Origin of the sequence: Nucisporomicrobium flavum (assembly GCF_016464385.1) — a bacterium.
Lineage (GTDB): Bacteria > Actinomycetota > Actinomycetes > Mycobacteriales > Micromonosporaceae > Actinoplanes > Actinoplanes flavus_A.
Window position 1 is genome coordinate 15,158 of sequence record NZ_JADMLH010000007.1, and the last position, 17,986, is coordinate 33,143.

General features: G+C 73.3%; 19 protein-coding genes. 10 read left to right on the forward strand and 9 right to left on the reverse strand.

Going from position 1 to position 17,986, the window contains the following annotated elements:
- Position 1: 1 nt before the first annotated feature.
- The 7 genes from IT780_RS18100 to IT780_RS18130 are packed head-to-tail and all read right to left on the reverse strand — an operon-like array spanning position 2 to position 6,804.
- Complete coding sequence (locus tag IT780_RS18100) at positions 2-856, reverse strand: sugar phosphate isomerase/epimerase family protein (protein WP_199512774.1); 855 nt, start codon at positions 854-856, stop codon at positions 2-4.
- On the reverse strand, positions 853-1,863 hold the full coding sequence (locus IT780_RS18105; RefSeq protein WP_307831244.1) for a Gfo/Idh/MocA family protein: 1,011 nt from the start codon (positions 1,861-1,863) through the stop codon (positions 853-855). Before IT780_RS18105 ends, IT780_RS18100 begins: the two co-directional genes overlap by 4 nt.
- Positions 1,860-2,687, reverse strand: coding sequence for a sugar phosphate isomerase/epimerase family protein (locus tag IT780_RS18110; protein ID WP_199512775.1), 828 nt, complete (start codon positions 2,685-2,687; stop codon positions 1,860-1,862). The genes IT780_RS18105 and IT780_RS18110 overlap by 4 nt, the downstream gene beginning before the upstream one ends.
- Before the next feature lies 1 nt (position 2,688).
- Entirely contained in the window at positions 2,689-3,678 is a 990-nt protein-coding gene (locus IT780_RS43165; protein WP_199512776.1) for a Gfo/Idh/MocA family protein, read from the reverse strand.
- Entirely contained in the window at positions 3,675-4,538 is an 864-nt protein-coding gene (locus IT780_RS18120) for a carbohydrate ABC transporter permease (RefSeq protein WP_199512777.1), read from the reverse strand. Before IT780_RS18120 ends, IT780_RS43165 begins: the two co-directional genes overlap by 4 nt.
- The gene (locus tag IT780_RS18125; protein ID WP_233413061.1) at positions 4,535-5,458 is read right to left on the reverse strand and encodes a carbohydrate ABC transporter permease; all 924 of its coding nucleotides are present in this window, start codon (positions 5,456-5,458) and stop codon (positions 4,535-4,537) included. Before IT780_RS18125 ends, IT780_RS18120 begins: the two co-directional genes overlap by 4 nt.
- Before the next feature lie 11 nt (positions 5,459-5,469).
- Positions 5,470-6,804: an ABC transporter substrate-binding protein gene (locus IT780_RS18130; protein WP_199512778.1), complete on the reverse strand. Its 1,335-nt coding sequence runs from the start codon at positions 6,802-6,804 to the stop codon at positions 5,470-5,472.
- 159 nt (positions 6,805-6,963) lie between these two features.
- Between IT780_RS18130 and uxaC the strand changes: the two genes are divergently transcribed.
- Both uxaC and IT780_RS43170 read left to right on the forward strand, forming a co-directional pair.
- A complete protein-coding gene (gene uxaC, locus IT780_RS18135) occupies positions 6,964-8,361 on the forward strand; it encodes a glucuronate isomerase (protein ID WP_199512779.1) in 1,398 nt (465 codons plus the stop codon).
- Positions 8,358-9,653, forward strand: a complete 1,296-nt coding sequence (locus IT780_RS43170; RefSeq protein WP_199512780.1) for a mannitol dehydrogenase family protein — start codon at positions 8,358-8,360, stop codon at positions 9,651-9,653. Before uxaC ends, IT780_RS43170 begins: the two co-directional genes overlap by 4 nt.
- Here IT780_RS43170 and IT780_RS18145 read toward each other — a convergent pair.
- Positions 9,650-10,618, reverse strand: a complete 969-nt coding sequence (locus tag IT780_RS18145) for a hypothetical protein (RefSeq protein WP_199512781.1) — start codon at positions 10,616-10,618, stop codon at positions 9,650-9,652. The genes IT780_RS43170 and IT780_RS18145 overlap by 4 nt on opposite strands.
- Before the next feature lie 175 nt (positions 10,619-10,793).
- Here IT780_RS18145 and IT780_RS18150 point away from each other — a divergent pair, with 175 nt between their 5' ends.
- From IT780_RS18150 to IT780_RS18180, 7 genes are all read left to right on the forward strand, one after another.
- The gene (locus IT780_RS18150; protein ID WP_199512782.1) at positions 10,794-11,468 is read left to right on the forward strand and encodes a DedA family protein; all 675 of its coding nucleotides are present in this window, start codon (positions 10,794-10,796) and stop codon (positions 11,466-11,468) included.
- 114 nt (positions 11,469-11,582) lie between these two features.
- On the forward strand, positions 11,583-12,320 hold the full coding sequence (locus IT780_RS18155) for an ABC transporter ATP-binding protein (protein WP_199512783.1): 738 nt from the start codon (positions 11,583-11,585) through the stop codon (positions 12,318-12,320).
- Positions 12,317-13,099, forward strand: a complete 783-nt coding sequence (locus IT780_RS18160) for an ABC transporter permease subunit (protein ID WP_199512784.1) — start codon at positions 12,317-12,319, stop codon at positions 13,097-13,099. The genes IT780_RS18155 and IT780_RS18160 overlap by 4 nt, the downstream gene beginning before the upstream one ends.
- A gap of 30 nt (positions 13,100-13,129) precedes the next feature.
- Positions 13,130-14,449 (forward strand): sensor histidine kinase, encoded by a 1,320-nt coding sequence (locus tag IT780_RS18165; protein WP_199512785.1) that lies wholly within the window; start codon positions 13,130-13,132, stop codon positions 14,447-14,449.
- A complete protein-coding gene (locus tag IT780_RS18170; RefSeq protein WP_199512786.1) occupies positions 14,446-15,105 on the forward strand; it encodes a response regulator in 660 nt (219 codons plus the stop codon). Before IT780_RS18165 ends, IT780_RS18170 begins: the two co-directional genes overlap by 4 nt.
- Positions 15,106-15,219: 114 nt before the next feature.
- Positions 15,220-16,011, forward strand: coding sequence for an ATP-binding protein (locus tag IT780_RS18175; protein WP_199512787.1), 792 nt, complete (start codon positions 15,220-15,222; stop codon positions 16,009-16,011).
- Entirely contained in the window at positions 16,008-16,625 is a 618-nt protein-coding gene (locus IT780_RS18180; RefSeq protein WP_199512788.1) for an STAS domain-containing protein, read from the forward strand. Before IT780_RS18175 ends, IT780_RS18180 begins: the two co-directional genes overlap by 4 nt.
- A gap of 6 nt (positions 16,626-16,631) precedes the next feature.
- On the opposite strand, the gene IT780_RS18185 is transcribed toward IT780_RS18180, so the two are convergent.
- Positions 16,632-17,507: an alpha/beta hydrolase gene (locus IT780_RS18185; RefSeq protein WP_199512789.1), complete on the reverse strand. Its 876-nt coding sequence runs from the start codon at positions 17,505-17,507 to the stop codon at positions 16,632-16,634.
- A 79-nt stretch (positions 17,508-17,586) separates the two neighbouring features.
- Here IT780_RS18185 and IT780_RS18190 point away from each other — a divergent pair, with 79 nt between their 5' ends.
- Positions 17,587-17,979 (forward strand): winged helix-turn-helix transcriptional regulator, encoded by a 393-nt coding sequence (locus IT780_RS18190; protein ID WP_307831245.1) that lies wholly within the window; start codon positions 17,587-17,589, stop codon positions 17,977-17,979.
- Positions 17,980-17,986 lie beyond the last annotated feature (7 nt).

Below are 17,986 nucleotides of genomic sequence, written 5' to 3' on the forward strand. Positions count from 1 at the left end.
GTCACAGCGTCGCCCGGGCCCACTCGTACGAGAGCCGGTGCGACTCCCGCTTGGTCGCCACGCTGGGCTCGTCCACCTCGATCATGAAATCGCCGTCGTAGCCGGCCGGGATCGCCGCGAGCACCGCGCCGAAGTCGATGACGCCCCGGCCGGGCTCGGCCCACAGCCGCTTGGTGCGCTGCACCTCGTGGTAGCTCAGGCCCGCGCGGCTCTCCGGCGCCAGGTAGTCGGCGTAGCAGTCCTTGAGGTGGATGCCCCCCAGGCGGCCGGCGTAGCGCCGGATGAACCCGGCCGGCTCGATCCCGGCCCAGCGCAGGTGCCCGGTGTCCGGGCCGAACCCGATGACGTCCGGGCCGAGGTCGTCGAGGAGCCGGACGATCTCCGCCTCGGTCTCGAACACCCCGCCGACGTGCGAGTGGTGCAGCGGCCGCAGGCCCTCGGCGGCCAGCACCCGGCACACCGTGCCGCAGGCATCGATCGCGCGGGTCAACCGGCCTTCGTCGTAGCCGGCTCCGACGGCCGGTTGCGCCATCCGGGCGGGCAGGGACATCGAGGAGATCATCGTACGGTCGAGCCCGAGCGCGGTCTGCTCCCCGGCGAACCGCTTCGCCCGCTCCACCTCCTGTCCCAGGTCGACGGTCTCGTCGAACGGCGAGCTGAACAGGCTCAGCGCGGGTGCGAGGCCGTACCCGGCGATCCAGGCGGCGTACTCCGCGGCGGTCATGCCCTCGGGCACGTCGGCCTTGACCGCGGTGAAGCCGATCTCCTGGAAGTCGCGGAACGCCTCCTCGAACACCTCCTTCGTCTTGCCGGCGGTGCTCCAGTACGGGATCGGATTGGCCGCTATGCGGTTCATGAGAGCCGCACCGGACGGCCGGTACGCGCGGACTCGTACGCGCCGGTGATCACCGCGATGGACCGGCGATTCGTCTCCAGGTCCACCCGGATCTCCTCGGTGCCGTCCAGGGCCGCCAGGAAGTTGAGGTACTGCAGCCGGTGCGCGTCCGACAGCGTGCCGGGATTGGCGCCCGCGGTGGGTACCGCGCCGGCGGCCTCCCGGCTGTCGCCGAGGAACACCAGCTGGTCGTCGTCGATGACCGCCGAGCCGCGGTCGCCGTGCACCTGTAGGCGGGCGCTGAGCCCCGGGTACGCCGACGTGGTCGCGTGCAGCACGCCCAGCGCCCCGCTCTCGAAGCGCACCACGCCGGCCGCGACGTCCTCCACCTCGATCCGCTCGTGCGCCAGCGTTCCCGTGTACGCGAACACCTCGACGGGCCGGCCCAGCGCGGCGATCAACAGGTCCACCGTGTGCACGCCCTGGTTCATGAGCGCGCCGCCTCCGTCCAGCTCCCAGGTGCCGCGCCAGTCGCCGGAGTCGTAGTAGTCCTGCGTACGCCACCAGTCGATGGACGCGATGCCGGAGGTGACCCGGCCCAGCTCGCCACGGGCGATGGCGGTCAGCGTGGCCTCCGTGGACGGGTCGAACCGGTGCTGCGAGACCACCGTGACGAGCGTGCCCGCCCGCTGTCGCGCCGCGATGATCTCGTCGGTGCGCGCGACCGTGATCTCGGCGGGCTTCTCCACGATGACGTGCTTGCCGGCGTCGAGGGCCTCGATCGCCACCTCACCGTGCCGGCCGGTCGGCGTGCAGACCACCACCACGTCGACGTCCTCGGCGGCCAGGGCCTCGGTCAGCGACCCGTACGGGCGCCCGCCCCGCTCGGCGGCGAGCTGCTCGGCCCGGTCCTTCTCCACATCGGCGACGGCGACCAGCTCCAGCCGGTCGGCGAGCTGGCTCATCACCAGCCCGTGGTGTCGGCCGATCACTCCGGCTCCCACCAGGGCGAATGTCGGTGTGCTCACGCGTACTCGATCCCCTCGGTGCGCAGAAGGTCGGTGAAGGCCCGCCAGGCCCGCCGGAACTGCTCCGGCCCCGAGAAACCGCCGGTGGCGTGCCCGGCGGCCAGGTGCGGTTCGAGGGAGAAGAACCCGTCGAACCCGTCGTGGTGCAGCGCGCGCATCGTCTCGGCGAGCTCGCCGTCGCCCTCGCCGGCGGGCACGACCGTGCCGTCCGCGGCCCGCGCGTCCTTGATCTGCACGTATGCGAGGTGCGGCCGCAGGATCTCGTAGCCCTCGGCGTACGGCCGGACGCCGACCTGGACGAAGTTCGCCGCGTCCCACGCCAGCCGCAGGTGCGGCGAGCCCACCGATCGCACGATGTCGAGGCAGCGGGCCGGCACGTCGCCGTAGATCTCCTTCTCGTTCTCGTGCAGCAGGACCAGATCGGCCTCCTCGGCGACCCGGGCCAGCTCCCGCATCCGGTCGATCACCTCGTCGCGGTGCGCGGCCGGGTCGGTGCCGGGCCGCAGGAAGAACGAGAAGATCCGCACGTACGGGGCGTCGAAGAAGTGCGCGACCTCGGCGGCGTGCCGCATCCGCGCCAGGTGCGGCCCGAAGTCGTCGTCGATGAAGATCTTCCCGATCGGTGAGCCGATGCTGGACACCTCGAGGTCGTGCCCGGCCAGCGTGGCCTTCATCGTGTCGAGCCGCTCGCTGTCCAGGTCGAGGATGTTGACGTCCCACGCGCTGCGCAGCTCTACGTAGCGCAGGCCGAGACCGGCGGCCACCCGGCACTGCTCGGTGAAGTCGGGCGAGATCTCGTCCACGAAGCCGGAGAGAGTCCACATGTCAGCGTCCTTCCGCCAGGTCGTACACCTGCTGGATCAGCCGCAGGGACCGGGCGCCCTCGTGCGGTGAGATCCAGAACGGGTCGGGGCCGGGCAGCGCCCGGTAGAAATCGGCGATGAGCAGCTCGTGCGAGGCACCCCAGTAACCGCGTCCCCCGGGCCCGGCCGCCGGTTCGGCGACCGTCTCGACGCGGCCGTCCGCATGGTGGACGGTCAGGTCGCCGCGGATGAGCAGCACCGCCCGGGCGGTCACGATCTCGATGGTGACCGGTGAGTCGGCGGCGTTGGCCACGGTCGCGAGCACCACGCTGCGCGCGCCGCCGGCATGGTCCAGGATCATGCTCGCGGTGTCCTCCACGTCGATGTCGTCGTGGGCGTACCGGCCGGTGTGGCCGCGGACCCGGACGACGTCGCCGAGCAGCCACTGCATCAGGTCCAGCGTGTGGATCGCCTGGTTGATGAGAACTCCCCCGCCGCTGCGGGCCCGGATGCCGCGCCACGGCCGGGCCCGGTAGTACGCCGGGTCGCGGTGCCACAGCACGGTCGCCGAGCCACCCCGGACCGCGCCGAGCTCGCCGGAGGCCAGCAGCTCGCGGACCGCCCGGCTGGTGGCGTTGTAGCGGTTCTGCAGGCAGATGCCGGCCTTGACGCCCGGGTTCCGGTGGGCCGCGGCGATGAGCCGGTCTGCCTCGGCGACCGTGTGCGCGACCGGCTTCTCCACCAGCACGGCGACGCCCGCGTCGAGGCAGTCGATCGCCACCGGCGTGTGCCGGTCGTGCGGGGTGCACACGTGCACGACGTCCGGGCGTACGGCCGCCAGCAGCTCCCGGTGGTCGTGGAACGCCGGGACGCCGTACCGCTCGGCGGCCTCGGCGGCCCGGCCCGGATCGGTGTCGCAGACGCCGACGAGCTCGGCGCCGTCGAGCTTGGCGACGGCCTGCAGGTGCACGACGGACACGTCGCCGCACCCGACGACCGCGGCCCGGGTCACTTGACGCCGCCCGCGGTGAGGCCGCCGACCAGGTAGCGCTGGAACACCAGGTAGAGCAGCACCACCGGGGCCGCGGAGATCAGTGCGGCGGCCATCACCTGCGAGTACACCGGCAGCGCCCCGCCCTCCTGGGTGGCACCGAACGCGGACAGTGCCACCGCCGCCGTGTGCGTCTCGGGCCGGGTCAGCACCGAGGCGAACAACACGTCGTTCCAGCCCAGCAGGAACGCGAAGATGCCGGAGACGACGATCGCCGGAAGGCTCAGCGGGACGATGATGCGGAACAGGATGCGCAGCGTGGAGGCGCCGTCCATCCGGCCGGCCTCCTCCAGCTCGCGCGGCAGGCCGCGCAGGTAGGTGACCATCACCCAGGTGGAGAACGGCAACGCGAAGGTCAGGTACGCGAGGAACAGCCCCCACCGCGTGCCGACCACCGTGACACCGAGGTAGTTCCCGGCCGAGGAGAACAGCACGAACACCGGCAGCAGCATCAGCGTGCCGGGGACGCTCTGCAGCCCGACCAGCCCGCGCAGGATCGTGAGCCGCCCGAGGAACGTGTAGCGGACCAGCACGTACGCGGTCATCGTCCCGAGCAGCGCCGAGGCGACCGCCACGAGCGCACACACCACGATGCTGTTGAGCAGGCCGGTCGCCAGGTCGGCGGTGGTCCAGATGCGGCTGTAGCTGTCGAGCGAGAACGCGCCGGGCCAGAACTCGCCGGAGGCCACGCCGAGGTCGGTGTTCAGCGAGGCCAGCACGATGTAGAGGGTCGGCACCAGCACCATCGCGCAGAGGCTCACGGTGACGCCGGCCAGCAGCGGGCGGGGCAGCAGCCGGTGGGCTTCGCCGGACGCGGTCATGTCCGGTCTCCGTCCTCGTGCACGTCCAGCCGGAGCGCACGCAGATAGGCGAACAGGGGGATGGCGACGAGCAGCAGCGACACGATCGCCATCGCCGCGCTGAGCCCGAAGCGCAGGCCCTGGAAGCTGGTCACGTAAACGATCATCGGCATCACGTTGACGTCGTCCGGGGCGGGCGCCCCGAACAGCACGTACGGCAGGGTGAAGTTGTTGATGTGGTTGAGCGTGGCGAGCAGGCACGCCAGCAGTACCGGCCCGCGCAGGTACGGCAGCACCACCCGGGTCAGCTTGGGCCACCAGTCGGCGCCGTCGATCGCGGAGGCCTCGTACACCTCGTGGTCGACGCTCTGCAGCCCGGCCAGCGCCATCAGGTAGATGAACGGCCAGGCCGCCCAGATCTCCACCAGCACCAGCGTCCAGTACGACTTCGGCCCGCTCAGCCACAGCCCGCCGGCCACGCCCGCCTTCGCCAGCACGGTGTTGACGATGCCGTCGGGCTGCAGCATGGTGCGCCACACTGTGGCCACGACGAACGACGGCAGCACGTACGGGATCAGGAACACCGCGCGGACCAGCGCACGGCCCCGGTAGGCGTTCTGGGTGGCGACGGCAGCGGCGATGCCGAACGGCACGGTGGCGGCGGTGGCGATCACCGCGAACGAGACGCTGATCCAGATCGAGTGCGGCAGCCCGGAGCCGAACGCCTCGGTGAAGTTGCTCAGCCCGATGAACGGCGCGTCCAGCCACCGCCGCAGCGTGTACTGGTCGAGGTCGATGAGCGAGATGTAGAGGGCGAGCAGCAGCGGGATCACGATGATCAGCGTCATCAGCACCCCGCCGGGAGCCAGCAGCCACAGCGGGCGCTGGCGTGCGCTCACGCCGCGGCGGCGCCGCCCGGTTGCCGTGCTGTCGTCGGTCATGTCCCGGCTTCCTACTTCGCCCGGTCCAGCGCCGACTGCGCGGCCTTCTGCGCGTCCGCGAGCCGGCCGTCCAGCTGCGCGTCGCCGACCGAGCCCTTCGCCAGGTCGGGGATCGACTGCACCACCACGTTGGTCATGGCGAGCTGGATGTCCGCCCACGCGCCGGTGAACGGGGTCGCCACCGACTTCTGCGCGGCCTGGGCCACCGGTACGAGCTTCTGATCGGACTGCAGGCTCGTCAGCGCCGCGGCGTTGGCGGGCAGGCTGCCGACCGCCTTGTAGTAGTCGAGCTGGGCGTCCTGCTCGGTGATCAGCTTGACGAACTGGAATGCCAGGTCCTGGTTCTTGGAGTAGTCGGCGACCAGCAGGTTGTCGCCGGAGAGGATGCTCGCGGCCTCCACGCCGTTCGCCGGCCGGGCGGTGGCGCCGGGCGGCACGGTGGGCAGCAGCGCGAACGACCACTTGCCCTTGACCTTCCCGCCGTCGAGCGCCTTGGCGGCCGTCGTGGAGGTCAGCGCCATGTAGCCCGTCTTGCCCTCGGCGAAGGCCGCGATGGCCTGCGCGTTGGTCCAGCCGATCGCCGCGGGGTCCACCACCTTGTCGGTGGTCAGCCACCCGAAGTACGTCTGGTACGCCTGCTTGACGACCGGGTCCTGAATCCGGGCCGTCCTGCCGTCCACGAGCGGGTTGCCCGCCTGCACCGACATGCCCCAGACGAATTTCCACGGGTCGAAGTTGTCCTTGTACGCGACCGCGAGGCCGTGCTGGTCGCCCTTGGTCAGCTGCTTGGCGTGCTGGCGCAACTCGTCCCAGGTGGTCGCGGGCTTGCTGATGCCGGCCGCCTTGAGCAGCTCGGTGTTGTACACCATGACGAACGGGCGGCTCACGAACGGGATGCCGACCTGGTTCTGCTCGTCGGGCCCGGAGATGCCCAGTGTCGCCGGTACGAACCGGTCCCTGCCGCCGGCCTTCTGCCACCGCTCGTCGTCGAGCTTCACGAACGCGCCGGTGGAGTACGCCGTCGGGGTGAGGGTGGTGCCGACCGCGTACACGTCGGGACCGGTGCCGGAGACGACCGAGGTCTGGATCTTCGTGAGCTCGTCGTTCGCGGTGGCGAACTCCTCGAACTTGACGCTCGCCCCGGTCTGGGCCTTGAACTTGTCGCTGATCGACGCCTGCCAGGCCCGGAACTCCTGCGGGTACTGCGTGTTGGCGCCGATCAGCACGTTGAGGGTCTTGCCGCCGCCACCGCCGCCCTCGTCGCCGTCACCGCAGGCGGCGAGCCCGGCGGTCAGCGTCAAAGCTCCGGCGAGCGCCACGACCGCGCGCATCCTTCTCCGACTCATCGTCTTCTCCCTCGGTGTGGCCCCGCAGTGCCCGGCGTTACGAGCAGGCTTCGCCTCCGCCGCCGGCCAAATCAACGAGTTGCCACTTGTTGCCTTCCGTGCGGGGCAACAAGTGGCAACCGCTTGCCGGGCACCGGCCCGTACCGGACGCTGGAGCTCATGGCCTCCCTGACGGTGCACCCCGACCGGTTGCTGCCCGCCGAACCCGGCGTGCGCGACATCGCCCGCCGGCTGTACGGCGCGGTGCGGGACCTGCCGATCATCTCGCCGCACGGGCACGTCGATCCCCGCCTGCTGCTGGACGACCGCCCGTTCGCCGACCCCGCCTCCCTGCTGATCCAGCCCGACCACTACGTGACCCGCCTGCTGCACGCCGGCGGCGTCGGCCTGGACGTGCTCGGCGTGGGCGAGGGGCCGCTGAGCGAGGACCGGTCCCGGGCGGCCTGGCGGGCCCTGTGCGCCCACTGGCACCTGCTGCGCGGCACCCCGGTGCGGTACTGGTTCGACAGCGAGCTCGCCGACATCTTCGGCGTCACCGAGCGGCCGGACGCCGACAACGCCGACCGGCTGTACGACCGGATCGCCGAGCAGCTGCAGCAGCCGAGCCACCGGCCGCGCGCCCTGCTGCGCCGCTTCGGGATCGAGTTCATGGCCACCACCGACGACCCGGCCGACGACCTGTCCGCCCACGAGGCGCTGCGCGCGGACCCGGACGTGGGAACGACCGTGGCGCCGACGTTCCGGCCCGACCGCTACCTCGAGCCCGGCCGGCCGGACTGGCCCGGGCTCGTCAAGGGCCTCGGCGGCGACACCGGCGACTACGAGGGCTATATCGCCGCGCTGGAGGAGCGCCGGCGGTACTTCATCGCCCACGGCGCGGTCTCCACCGACCACGGCCACCTCGACGCGGGCACCGAACCCCTCGAACGCCACGACGCCGAGCGCATCTACCGGGCCGCGCTGGCCGGGCAGGCCACCGCCGCGGAGGCGACCGCGTTCCGGCGGCACATGATCTTCGAGATGGCCCGGATGGCATGCGACGACGGGCTCGTGATGACCCTGCACCCGGGCGTGCACCGCAACCACCACCCGCCCACCGGGCACCGGTACGGCCCGGACACCGGCCACGACATCCCGGTGGCGGTCGAGTACACCCGGGCCCTGCAGCCGCTGCTGGAGCGCTTCGGCACCCACCCCGGCTTCCACCTCGTGCTGTTCACCGTCGACCCGGACGTGCTCAGCCGGGAGATCGCGCCGCTGGCCGGCTTCTACCCCGCCGTGTACGCCGGCGCGCCCTGGTGGTTCCTCGACAACCCCTCGGAGATCCGCCGCTTCCAGCAGGGCGTCACCGAGACCGCAGGGTTCAGCCGCCTGTCCGGGTTCATCGACGACACCCGCGCCTTCTGCTCGATCCCGGCGCGCCACGACATGTCCCGCCGCCTCGACGCCGGCTTCCTCGCCGACCTCGTGGCCGCGCACCGCCTCGACGAGGACGAGGCCCTGGACACGATCACCACCCTGGTCGTCGACCAGCCGCGGGCGGTGTTCAAGCTGTGAGGCCCGTACGGATCGTCCACCTCGGACTCGGCGGCTTCTTCCGCGCCCACCAGGCCTGGTACACCGGCGCCGCGCCGGACGCCGAGGAGTGGGGCATCGCCGCCTTCACCGGCCGCTCCCGCGAACTCGCCGACCAGCTCAACACGCAGGACGGGCGGTACACGCTCATCGTGCGGGGCCCGGAGCACGACGAGATGGCGGTGCAGCGGGCCGTCGTCGCGGCCCACCCCGGCACCGACCTCACCGCCTGGCTCGACTACCTGGCCCGTCCGCAGGTCGCCGTCGTCACGCTGACCGTCACGGAGGCGGCGTACCGGCGCAACCCCGACGGCGGGATCGACCTGGACCACCCGGACGTCCGCGCCGACCTGGCGGCTCTCCGGGAGGGCGGCGGCCTGCGCACGGTCCCCGGCCGCCTGGTCGCCGGCCTCGCCACCCGGCGGGCCGCCGGCGCCGGACCGCTCGCCGTGGTCTCGTGCGACAACCTGCCCGGCAACGGCGAGGTCACCCGGCGGGTCGTCGCCGGCCTGGCCGCGGAGGCGGACCCGGAGCTGGCCGGTTGGATCGCCGACCACGTGTCGTTCGTGACCACCATGGTGGACCGGATCACCCCGCGCACCACCGCCGACGACGTCCGGGCCGTCGCCGAACGGACCGGCTGGGCGGACGCCGCCCCGGTCGTCACCGAGCCGTTCACCGAATGGGTGCTCAGCGGCGAGTTCCCGGCCGGCCGGCCCGCTTGGGACGGCGCCGGCGCGCGCTTCGTCGACGACGTCCACCCGCACGAGACGCGCAAGCTGCTGCTGCTCAACGGCGGGCACAGCCTGCTGGCGTACGCGGGGAGCGCCCGCGGCCACGAGACCATCGCCGAGGCGGTCGCGGACCCGGTCTGCCGCGGCTGGCTGGAGCAGTGGTGGGACGAGGCGTCGCACCAGGTGCCGCTGCCGGCCGCCGAGGTGGACGCGTACCGGGAGGCCCTTCTGGACCGGTTCGCCAACCCGCGGATCCGGCACACCCTCGCGCAGATCGCGGCGGACGGCTCGCAGAAGCTGCCGATCCGGGTGCTCCCGGTGCTGCGCGCGGAACGGGCCGCCGGGCGCATGCCCGCAGGGGCCGTCCGCATCCTGGCCGCATGGATCGCCCACCTGCGCGGCGCCGGCGCCCCGGTCAAGGACGCGGGCGCGGGACCGTACACCGAACGCGCCGGGTCGGTGCGCGACGTGGTCGCGCTGCTCGCCCCGGACCTGGCCGACGACGAGGCCCTCATCGCCGCGACCGGCCGCGAGCTCTAGGGTCCAGCCAGGCACGGCCGCACGGCCCCGTCGAGCAGGCCGGGTCCCGTGCAGCGCCGCCAGACCTTCGCCGGGTCCTGGCGCAGGAGTCCTCCTTGTTGATCGTAAGTCTGGGCCGTGAGGTCGAAGACGAATGCCTGCCGGTACCGCTGCCACGGTGCGGGACTGTCGTCGACGCCGGCCGGCCCGGTCCGGTGGTGCCGCCCATCGGCCCAGCCGGAGGTACGGAAGTGCCGCCCGTCGGCACGGGTGACCACCGTCCTGGTGAGCTCGCCGTCGGCCACGACGTCGAGGACGAGGTCCCACACCACGGCGCTCTCCAGCGCCTCGGCCCGTACGTCCAGAGTCTCCGACTCGTTCGGGCCGAGATTGAGGTGATGATCGGCGAAATAACCGGCGGCGGGTTGCGCCTGATCGAGCCGGAGGTCGACCCGCACGGTGTCGTCCGCGCCCTGCGGGGGGACGTACACCACCGTCGTCGCCGGTATCGACCGGCGCTCGATGACGTGGGCCCGCAACGCGACCACCTCCACCGGGCGGTTGTGGGCCGCCAGCACCACGCGGACCTCGGTCGCCGCCACGTTGTAGCCGCCCTCCCGGGTCGCCCAGGCGTCCAGGCGCTCGGTGTCCACACTGTTCGTGCTCCGCGCCTGCTCCGGCGACCCGTACGCGTGGTACAGCGACGCCGCGGCGCCGGCGGGCAGGGCATGATCGAAGACCCACTGGTCACCGGGCGGGAACGAGACCTGCGCCGCGCCGGCGGCCGACCGTGGCGCCCGGGTCGGGAGCACGTCGGCCGATGGGGACGCCGACACCCGCGCGGACGGCGAAGGCGACCGGTGACGGGTGAACGCGGGAGACGGTTCCGGCCGAGGCACCGACACCGTGGTGACGGTGAGCGCGTCAGTGGCGCGGTCCGAGACCACGGTCCACAGCCCGGTCCCGGCCGCGGTGAGGAAAGCCACGGCAACATACGTCGTCGCGCGTTTGTACCAAGCTTCCGCCGAGGTCGCCGGTGTGCCGCCGGCGGAAAACCGGATCCGCCTGGGATGCGTCTAGCTACCCGTAGGGGACGCCTCAGGAGGATGCCATGGGAAAACCCGATAGCCGCAGTGGTGGCCCGGCGACAAAGCTGAGCACATGCTGAACGCCGCGAACGCCTTCGTCCACTGGCTGACCACCCTGAACGAGACCGCCGTTCTGCTGTTCACGTTCCTGTCCAGCGCCGTCGAGATGACGTTCCTGCTGGGTCTGCTCATCCCCGGCGAGTCGGTGGTCATGCTGGCCGGCGCGCTGCCCGGCGGCCCGGCCGGCTTCGCCCTGGTGGTCACGGTCGGCACGGCGGGCGCCCTGAGCGGTCAGATCCTCGGGTACGCGGTGGGCCGCGCGTTCGGCCCGCGGCTGCGGGGAACCCGGCTGGGCCGCCGCATCGGCGCCGAGCGGTTCGACCGGGCGGAGACGTACCTGAGCACCCACGGCGGTCCGGCGCTGGCCGCCGTACGGTTCGTCGCCGTGATCCACGCCGTGGTGCCGATCGTCGCCGGCACGGTACGGATGCCGTTCCGCCGGTTCCTGGGCTGGTCGGCCCTGGGCACGACGGTGTGGGTCGGCGCGTTCGCCGGCGTCGGCGCGGCCACCGCGGGCGCGGGCTCCTCCGGCGGGGTCGCGCTGCTGCTGACCGCGGTCGGGGCGACCTGCCTGGGCGCGGTCCCCTTCGCCGCCAAGCTGGCGCGGCGCGCGTTCACGGGCCGCCGGCCGGTCACTGTTCCCCGGGTGCACGCGCCGCGCCGCCCGGCGGTCCTCGCCCAGCACTGACCGGACCTCCCTGGGGGAAAACCCCCAGGCGAAGACTGCCGTCAGCCGGATCCCCGCCGCCCCGCCGCGTGCATAGCGTCATCTTCCGTCAGCACAACGACGGAAGGAGTACGGGTGATCGAGGCCCGGAATCTCACGAGACGGTACGGACGCACGGTCGCGGTCGACGCGCTCAGCTTCGAGGTTCGGCCCGGCAGCGTCACCGGCTTCCTCGGCCCCAACGGGTCGGGCAAGTCCACCACGATGCGGCTGATCCTCGGGCTGGACCGGCCCCACGCCGGCGAGGCGCGGATCGGCGGCCGCCGCTACCGGGAGCTGCGCTGGCCGTTGCGCGAGGTCGGCGCGCTGCTCGAGGCTAAAGCGTTCCACCCGGGCCGCAGCGCCCGCAGTCACCTGGCCGCGCTGGCCACCGCCAACGCGATCCCGCGGGCCCGGGTCGACGAGGTGCTCGAGCAGGTCGGCCTGGCCGGCGCGGCGGGGCGCCGGGCCGGCACGTTCTCCCTCGGCATGGGGCAGCGCCTCGGCGTCGCCGCCGCGCTGCTCGGCGACCCGGCCGTGCTGCTGCTCGACGAGCCGGTCAACGGGCTGGATCCCGAAGGGGTCCGCTGGATCCGCGAGCTGCTGCGGTCCCTCGCCGCGCAGGGCCGTACGGTGTTCGTGTCCAGCCACCTGATCGCCGAGATGGCACTGACCGCCGAGCGGCTGGTGGTGATCGGCCGGGGGCGGCTGCTCGCGGACACGACGGTCGCCGAGCTGTCGGCCGGGTCGGGGTCGCTGGAGGACGCGTTCTTCCGGCTCACCGGCGCGACGGCCGACTACCGGGCGAACCCGGCGGCGGAGGCGGCGTCATGACCGCGCCGAGCGGCCGGTACGGCCTCGCCCAGGCGGTCCGGATGGAGTGGATCAAGCTGCGGAGTCTGCGCTCGACCTGGTGGACGCTGCTCGTCACGGCCGCCGGGACCGTCGGCATCGGCGTCGCCGTGGGCCTGAACACGCGCGACGCGTCCGGGGACGTGACCAACAACGCGCTCGCCGGGGTCGTACCCGGCCTGCTGCTGACGGGGGTGCTCGGCGTGCTGAGCATGACCGGCGAGTACAGCTCGGGGACGATCCGGGCCACGCTGGCCGCCATCCCGCGCCGTCCGCTGGTCCTCCTCGCGAAGGCCGTGGTGTTCGGTTTCGTGACGCTGCTCGTCGGGGAGGCCGCGTCGTTCACCGCGTTCCTCGCCGTACGGGCCACGCTGCGCCACGGCGTCGCGGCGCCCGCACTGGGTGATCCCGGGGTGCTCCGGGCGGTCGCGGTGACGGGAGCGGGCTTCTGCCTGATCGGGCTGCTCGGTCTGGGCCTGGGCGCCATCGTCCGGCACAGTGCCGCCGCCGTCGGCGTGCTGGTCGCCGGGGTGTACGTGGGCGCGCAGGCCTTCGGCATCCTCGCGCACGGCGTGGCGGCGTACATGCCGATCCTGATCGTGGAGAACTCGCTGAGCACGACCCGGCCGGTGACCTGTGGCACCGGTGCGGCGTCCTGTCCGGACTTCCTGTCCGCTGGGGCCGGCCTCGGCGTCCTCGCCCTGTACGCCGCGCTCGCCCTGGTGGCCGGCGGATGGTTGCTGGCCCGGCGGGACGCGTGAGGAGCACAGCGGAGGGAGGAGGATGGCCGGATGAGCATTGCGGTGATCACGCCGGCGGTGGCGATCTCGGCGCCGTTCACCCGCCGGCAGGGACGCGAGCTGCTGTTCTGCCTGGCCGGGCTGCCCTTCGCCGTGCTCAGCCCGGTGGTGCTCGTGGTCGGTGCCGTGGACCTGAGCTGGTACGCGACCCGTGGCGGGCGCGGCAGCGTCTCCCCCGCCGACGTGGCGGTCGCCGTGGCCGGCGTGGGACTGCTCGCCGTGCTCCTGGTGTCCACCGGGGCTGCGCGGCGGCTGGGGTCGCTGCAGCGCGGGATCGCCACCCGGCTGCTCGGCGTACGGATCCCGGGCCCGCGCGACGGTGGCGGGTGGCGCGTGATGGCGTACCAACTGGTCAAGCTGCCGATCGGGCTGCTCGAGGCGTACGCCGTGTTCTTCTGGGTCGGCGGGCTGGTCAACCTCAGCTACCCGCTGGTGTGGGGCGGGTTCCGCAACCATCCGCCGGGTGCCGAGCTGAGCCCGCTGCCGGTGTACACGCCGTTCGGGTTGTTCGGCGAGGGCACGTTCCGCGTCGCGACCCTGCCCGGCACCTTCGCGGCGGCCGCGGCGGGCGCGGCGATGCTGCTGGCGGCCCCGTGGGTCACCCGGGCGGTCACGGCGGCCGACGTCCGGCTGATCCGGGGGCTGCTCGGCCCCGGCCGGCTGGCCCAGCGGGTGCACGACCTGGAGCTGAGCCGGGCGCTGGCGGTGGACGACTCCGCCGCGCGGCTGCGGCGGCTCGAACGCGACCTGCACGACGGCGCCCAGATCCACCTGGCCACCCTCGCCCTGCACCTCGGCATGGCCCGGGAGAAGCTCGGCGACCGCGGCGAGGTGCCGGACGCCGCGGCCGCCCGCGAGCTGGTCGATGCCGCATTGCGGGGCGCCAAGGACGCGCTGGCGGAGTTGCGCAACCTGGCCCGCGGCATCCACCCGCCGGTGCTCGACAACGGGCTGGCTGACGCGCTCGCCTCGCTGGCCGCCGACCGCGCGATCCCGGTCGAGCTGGACGTCAGCATCCCGGTCCGGCCCACCCCCGCGATCGAGAGCATCGCGTACTTCTGCGCCGCCGAGCTGATGGCCAACGCGGCCAAGCACAGCTCCGCCGGCAGGCTGGCCGTACGGGCCGCGGGGCGGCGGGACGTGCTGCTGCTCAGCGTCGCCGACGACGGTACGGGCGGCGCCGACCCGGCCCGCGGCACCGGCCTGTCCGGGCTCGCGCAGCGGGTGGCCGTGGTGGACGGCCGGCTCACGATCGACAGCCCGCCCGGCGGCCCGACGAGGATCGCGGTCGAGCTGCCGCTGCGCGCATGACGCTACGGGTGGTGATCGCCGAGGACGCGGCACTGTTCCGCGCGGGGCTCACCCGGCTGATCGAGGACCACGGCCACCGGGTGTGTGCCGCGGTCGGCGACGGAGACGCCCTGCTGGCCGCGGTCGCCGAGCACCGGCCCGACGTCGTGGTGGCCGACATCCGGATGCCGCCGACGCACACCGACGAGGGGCTGCGCGCGGCGCTGGAGATCCGCCGCCGCTGCCCGGGCACCGGCGTGCTGATGCTGTCGCAGTACATCGAGACCAGGTACACGGTCCGGCTGCTGGAGGGCAACGCGGCGGGCGCCGGATACCTGCTGAAGGAACGGGTCGCCGACGTGGCCGAGTTTCTCGGCGCGCTGCAGCGGGTCGCCGCGGGTGGCACGGCACTCGACCCCGAGGTCGTCGGCCACCTCCTGCGCGCCGGGCGCCGCGCCGACAGCCTGGCGGCGCTCACCGCACGCGAACGCGAGGTGCTCACGCTGATGGCGGAGGGCCGGTCGAACGCCGGCATCGCCGACGCGCTCGTGGTGACCGGCGGCACGGTGGAGAAGCACGTGGCGAGCATCTTCGACAAGTTGGGGCTGCCCCCGGACGAGGGCGACAACCGCCGCGTCCTCGCGGTCCTGCGCCACCTCGGTGGCCGGGTCACCTGAGCGGCGCCTCGCGCGCACCGTCGCACGTGGTGTGCGAACGGGGAGGTCCCGGGCCGAGCAGACTCGGCCGGATTGCAGCGCCTTCCCCGTCGTAGACGAAAGGTCACGGTCGGCATGAACGGCCCGTACCTCGTGGTGGACAGTCCCCGGATCAGCTGCGTCACCGAGCCGGCCCAGGTGGTGACGCAGGTGGTGGTGCGCGGGCGCTGGGACGACCGGCTCCGCCAGGAGACGGCGCGGGTGATGCGGGCCTGCGTGGCGGAAGCCCCAGCGCTGCTGCTGATCGATCTGGTGGGCCTGACGGACCCGGCCGGGGATTCGGCGTCCACGTGGCGGACGGTGGCACAGTACGCCGCGGAGGCCGGTCCGCCGATTAGCGTGGTGGTCTGTGCGGCGGGCCCGGCGGTGCGGCAGCGGATGTCCGGCCTGAGCGGAGAGCACGCGGTGGAGCTGGCCGACACCGTCGACGCGGCGCTGGCCGCCCGGCCGGCTCTGGACGGCGGGGTGCACCCCCAGCACATGGGTCTGCCGGCGCATCCCGGCGCGAGCGCGCTGGCACGCACGATGGTCACTGACGCCTGCCAGGCCTTCCGGGTGGCGCATCTGGTGCACCCGGCCCGCCTGATCGTGTCCGAGCTGGTCGCCAACGCGGTGCAACACACCGGCACGGACATGGACGTACGGGTCTCGTTGCGCGGCGCGCTGCTGCACCTGGCCGTCCAGGACCGCAGCCGCCACCTCCCGCAGATGCTCGACATCGATCCCCGCGACCGCGAACCGCTGCAGGCGCAGGGGTGGGGGCTCAGGATGGTGGCCGCCACGGCCGCCGCGTGGGGTGCTGTGCCGTGCCTGGACGGCAAAGTGGTGTGGGCGACCCTGGGCACCGCGGCGGCGGTGGCGTCATGACGTCGTTCACCGACGACGGGAGCCGGCTGCACGCCGCGGTGCACTGCGACGGTGACCACACGGTGGTCACCCTCACCGGTGAACTCGACCGGGTCAGCGGGCCGCCCCTCGTGCGGTTGCTCGACCTCGCCCTGGACGGCAGCTCCGGCCACCTGGACCTGCGGCTGGCGCAGCTCGGCTTCATCGACATCGGCGGGGTGCGGATCCTTCTTCAGGTTCGCATGGTCGCCGAGGACCGGGGTGTGAAGCTGACCCTCCACGACCCGCAGCCGCACGTGCGGTGGCTGATCGACACCATGGGCGGGGCCGGCCCGCTGCTGGGCGACAGCACCCCCGCCCCCGCCCCGGCGGCGGTGACCCGGCCCTGGGACCCGCCGCCCGCCCTGGCCGGCCCGGCGGAGAAGGCGGCGCCGGATCCACGCGACGAGCGGGACCGCCGAGCCGACGAACGGGACGACCGGGCCGCCGATCGGGACCGGCTCGCCGACGAACGGGACCGGCTCGCCGACGAGCGTCAGCGATGCGTGCGCGAGCACCAGCGGTGGGAGGACATCCGCGAGGACCTGGCGGACACCCGCGAGGCCGATCTCGAACGGCGCGAGCGGGAACAGTGACCGCCGCTAGGTTCCCGGGCTCACGCCGAGGTCCCGGTGCAGGAAGCCGGCGGCGGCGTCCGCGGCCTGGCTGACGTACGGCTCCCGGTCGTAGAGGTCGATGTGCTGCTTCGCGTCGAGCCACCGGATCTCCTTCGGACCGGTCGCGCCGGCGTGCACCGCGGCCGCGAGCTCGGGCGCGCAGTAGGCGTCCGTCCGGCCGTGGACGACCAGCAGCGGCGTGGCGGTGAGCAGCGGCGCCGCGCTCAGGGCGTCGAAGGTCATGAGGGCGTGCAGCGAGCCGTACGTGACCCGGTTCTCCCAGTGCTCCGCCGCCGAGCGCTCGGTGCCGTAGTAGGCGTACGGTTCGTCGCCGCCCATCGCCGCGGGCGCGCCACCCGGGGCGACCGCCGGAAGCTCCTCGTCGTAGCGCTCGAGGAACGACGCCAGGGCCGCGCGGTAGCCGCCGGGGTCGGCCGCGCTGAACCGTGCCGGGCTGTTGTACGCGCCCGCGATCCCGACGACCGCGCCGAGCCGGGGATCGGCCGCTGCCGCCCGGACCGCGTAACCGCCGCCGAGGCAGATGCCCACGATCCCGACCCGCGCGGGGTCCACGGCCGGATGGGCGGCGAGCAGGCTCACCGCCGCCCGGAGGTCGGCGAGCTTGCCCTGGCTGTCCTCGTGCGCCCGGCGCCCGCCGCTCTCGCCGAAACCGCGGTGGTCGAACGCGAGCGTGGTGATGCCCCGGTCCCGCAGGCGGGCGGCGTACACCCCGGCGACCTGCTCCTTGACGCCGGTGAACGGCCCGGTGAGGACGACCGCCGGGGCCCCGTCCGCGGCTACCGCCAGGTCGCCGGCCAGCGGGATGCCGTCGGCGGTGAAGGTGACGTGTTCGGTGGACATGCCGGCCCCGTTCGTTCGGTGACTATCGTGGGCCCGACGGTAGGTCGCGTGGCGGCCCGGTGACAGAAGGCACTTGCAGGTGCCGTACCCGGCAGGCGGCGCCGCTGAGGTGGGGGTGTTCGTGTCGCTGGTGATTCCCGACGTGCTCGAGGCGAGCTGCGCGACGCGGCAGGCGCTGGAACGGCTCGCCTCGAAGTGGCGCGTCCTGCTGATCTATGCGCTGCTCGCCGGGCCGCAACGGCACGCCGAGCTGCGCCGCCGGGTCGCGGGGATCAGCCAGAAGGTGCTGACCGAGACGCTGCGGGACATGGAACGCGACGGGCTGGTGCAGCGGCGGGTGCTCAAGGAGACGCCGCCGCAGCACGTCGAGTACGCGCTCACCGCGCTCGGCAGGACCCTGCAGGAGCCGCTGGCCGCCATCTGCGCCTGGGCGGCGCAGCACGACGGCGGGGCCTCGATCGACCCGCTCTGAGCGCCGC

Bases quoted from the DNA above. Each gene is read 5' to 3' on its own strand.
- IT780_RS18120 (WP_199512777.1), bottom strand. From the start codon at position 4,538: ATGACCGCGTCCGGCGAAGCCCACCGGCTGCTGCCCCGCCCGCTGCTG.
- IT780_RS18165 (WP_199512785.1), top strand. From the start codon at position 13,130: ATGAGCATTGCGGTGATCACGCCGGCGGTGGCGATCTCGGCGCCGTTC.
- IT780_RS18125 (WP_233413061.1), bottom strand. From the start codon at position 5,458: ATGACCGACGACAGCACGGCAACCGGGCGGCGCCGCCGCGGCGTGAGC.
- IT780_RS18180 (WP_199512788.1), top strand. From the start codon at position 16,008: ATGACGTCGTTCACCGACGACGGGAGCCGGCTGCACGCCGCGGTGCAC.
- IT780_RS18130 (WP_199512778.1), bottom strand. From the start codon at position 6,804: ATGAGTCGGAGAAGGATGCGCGCGGTCGTGGCGCTCGCCGGAGCTTTG.
- IT780_RS18150 (WP_199512782.1), top strand. From the start codon at position 10,794: ATGCTGAACGCCGCGAACGCCTTCGTCCACTGGCTGACCACCCTGAAC.
- IT780_RS18160 (WP_199512784.1), top strand. From the start codon at position 12,317: ATGACCGCGCCGAGCGGCCGGTACGGCCTCGCCCAGGCGGTCCGGATG.
- IT780_RS18100 (WP_199512774.1), bottom strand. From the start codon at position 856: ATGAACCGCATAGCGGCCAATCCGATCCCGTACTGGAGCACCGCCGGC.
- uxaC (WP_199512779.1), top strand. From the start codon at position 6,964: ATGGCCTCCCTGACGGTGCACCCCGACCGGTTGCTGCCCGCCGAACCC.
- IT780_RS18175 (WP_199512787.1), top strand. From the start codon at position 15,220: ATGAACGGCCCGTACCTCGTGGTGGACAGTCCCCGGATCAGCTGCGTC.
- IT780_RS18185 (WP_199512789.1), bottom strand. From the start codon at position 17,507: ATGTCCACCGAACACGTCACCTTCACCGCCGACGGCATCCCGCTGGCC.
- IT780_RS18110 (WP_199512775.1), bottom strand. From the start codon at position 2,687: ATGTGGACTCTCTCCGGCTTCGTGGACGAGATCTCGCCCGACTTCACC.
- IT780_RS18170 (WP_199512786.1), top strand. From the start codon at position 14,446: ATGACGCTACGGGTGGTGATCGCCGAGGACGCGGCACTGTTCCGCGCG.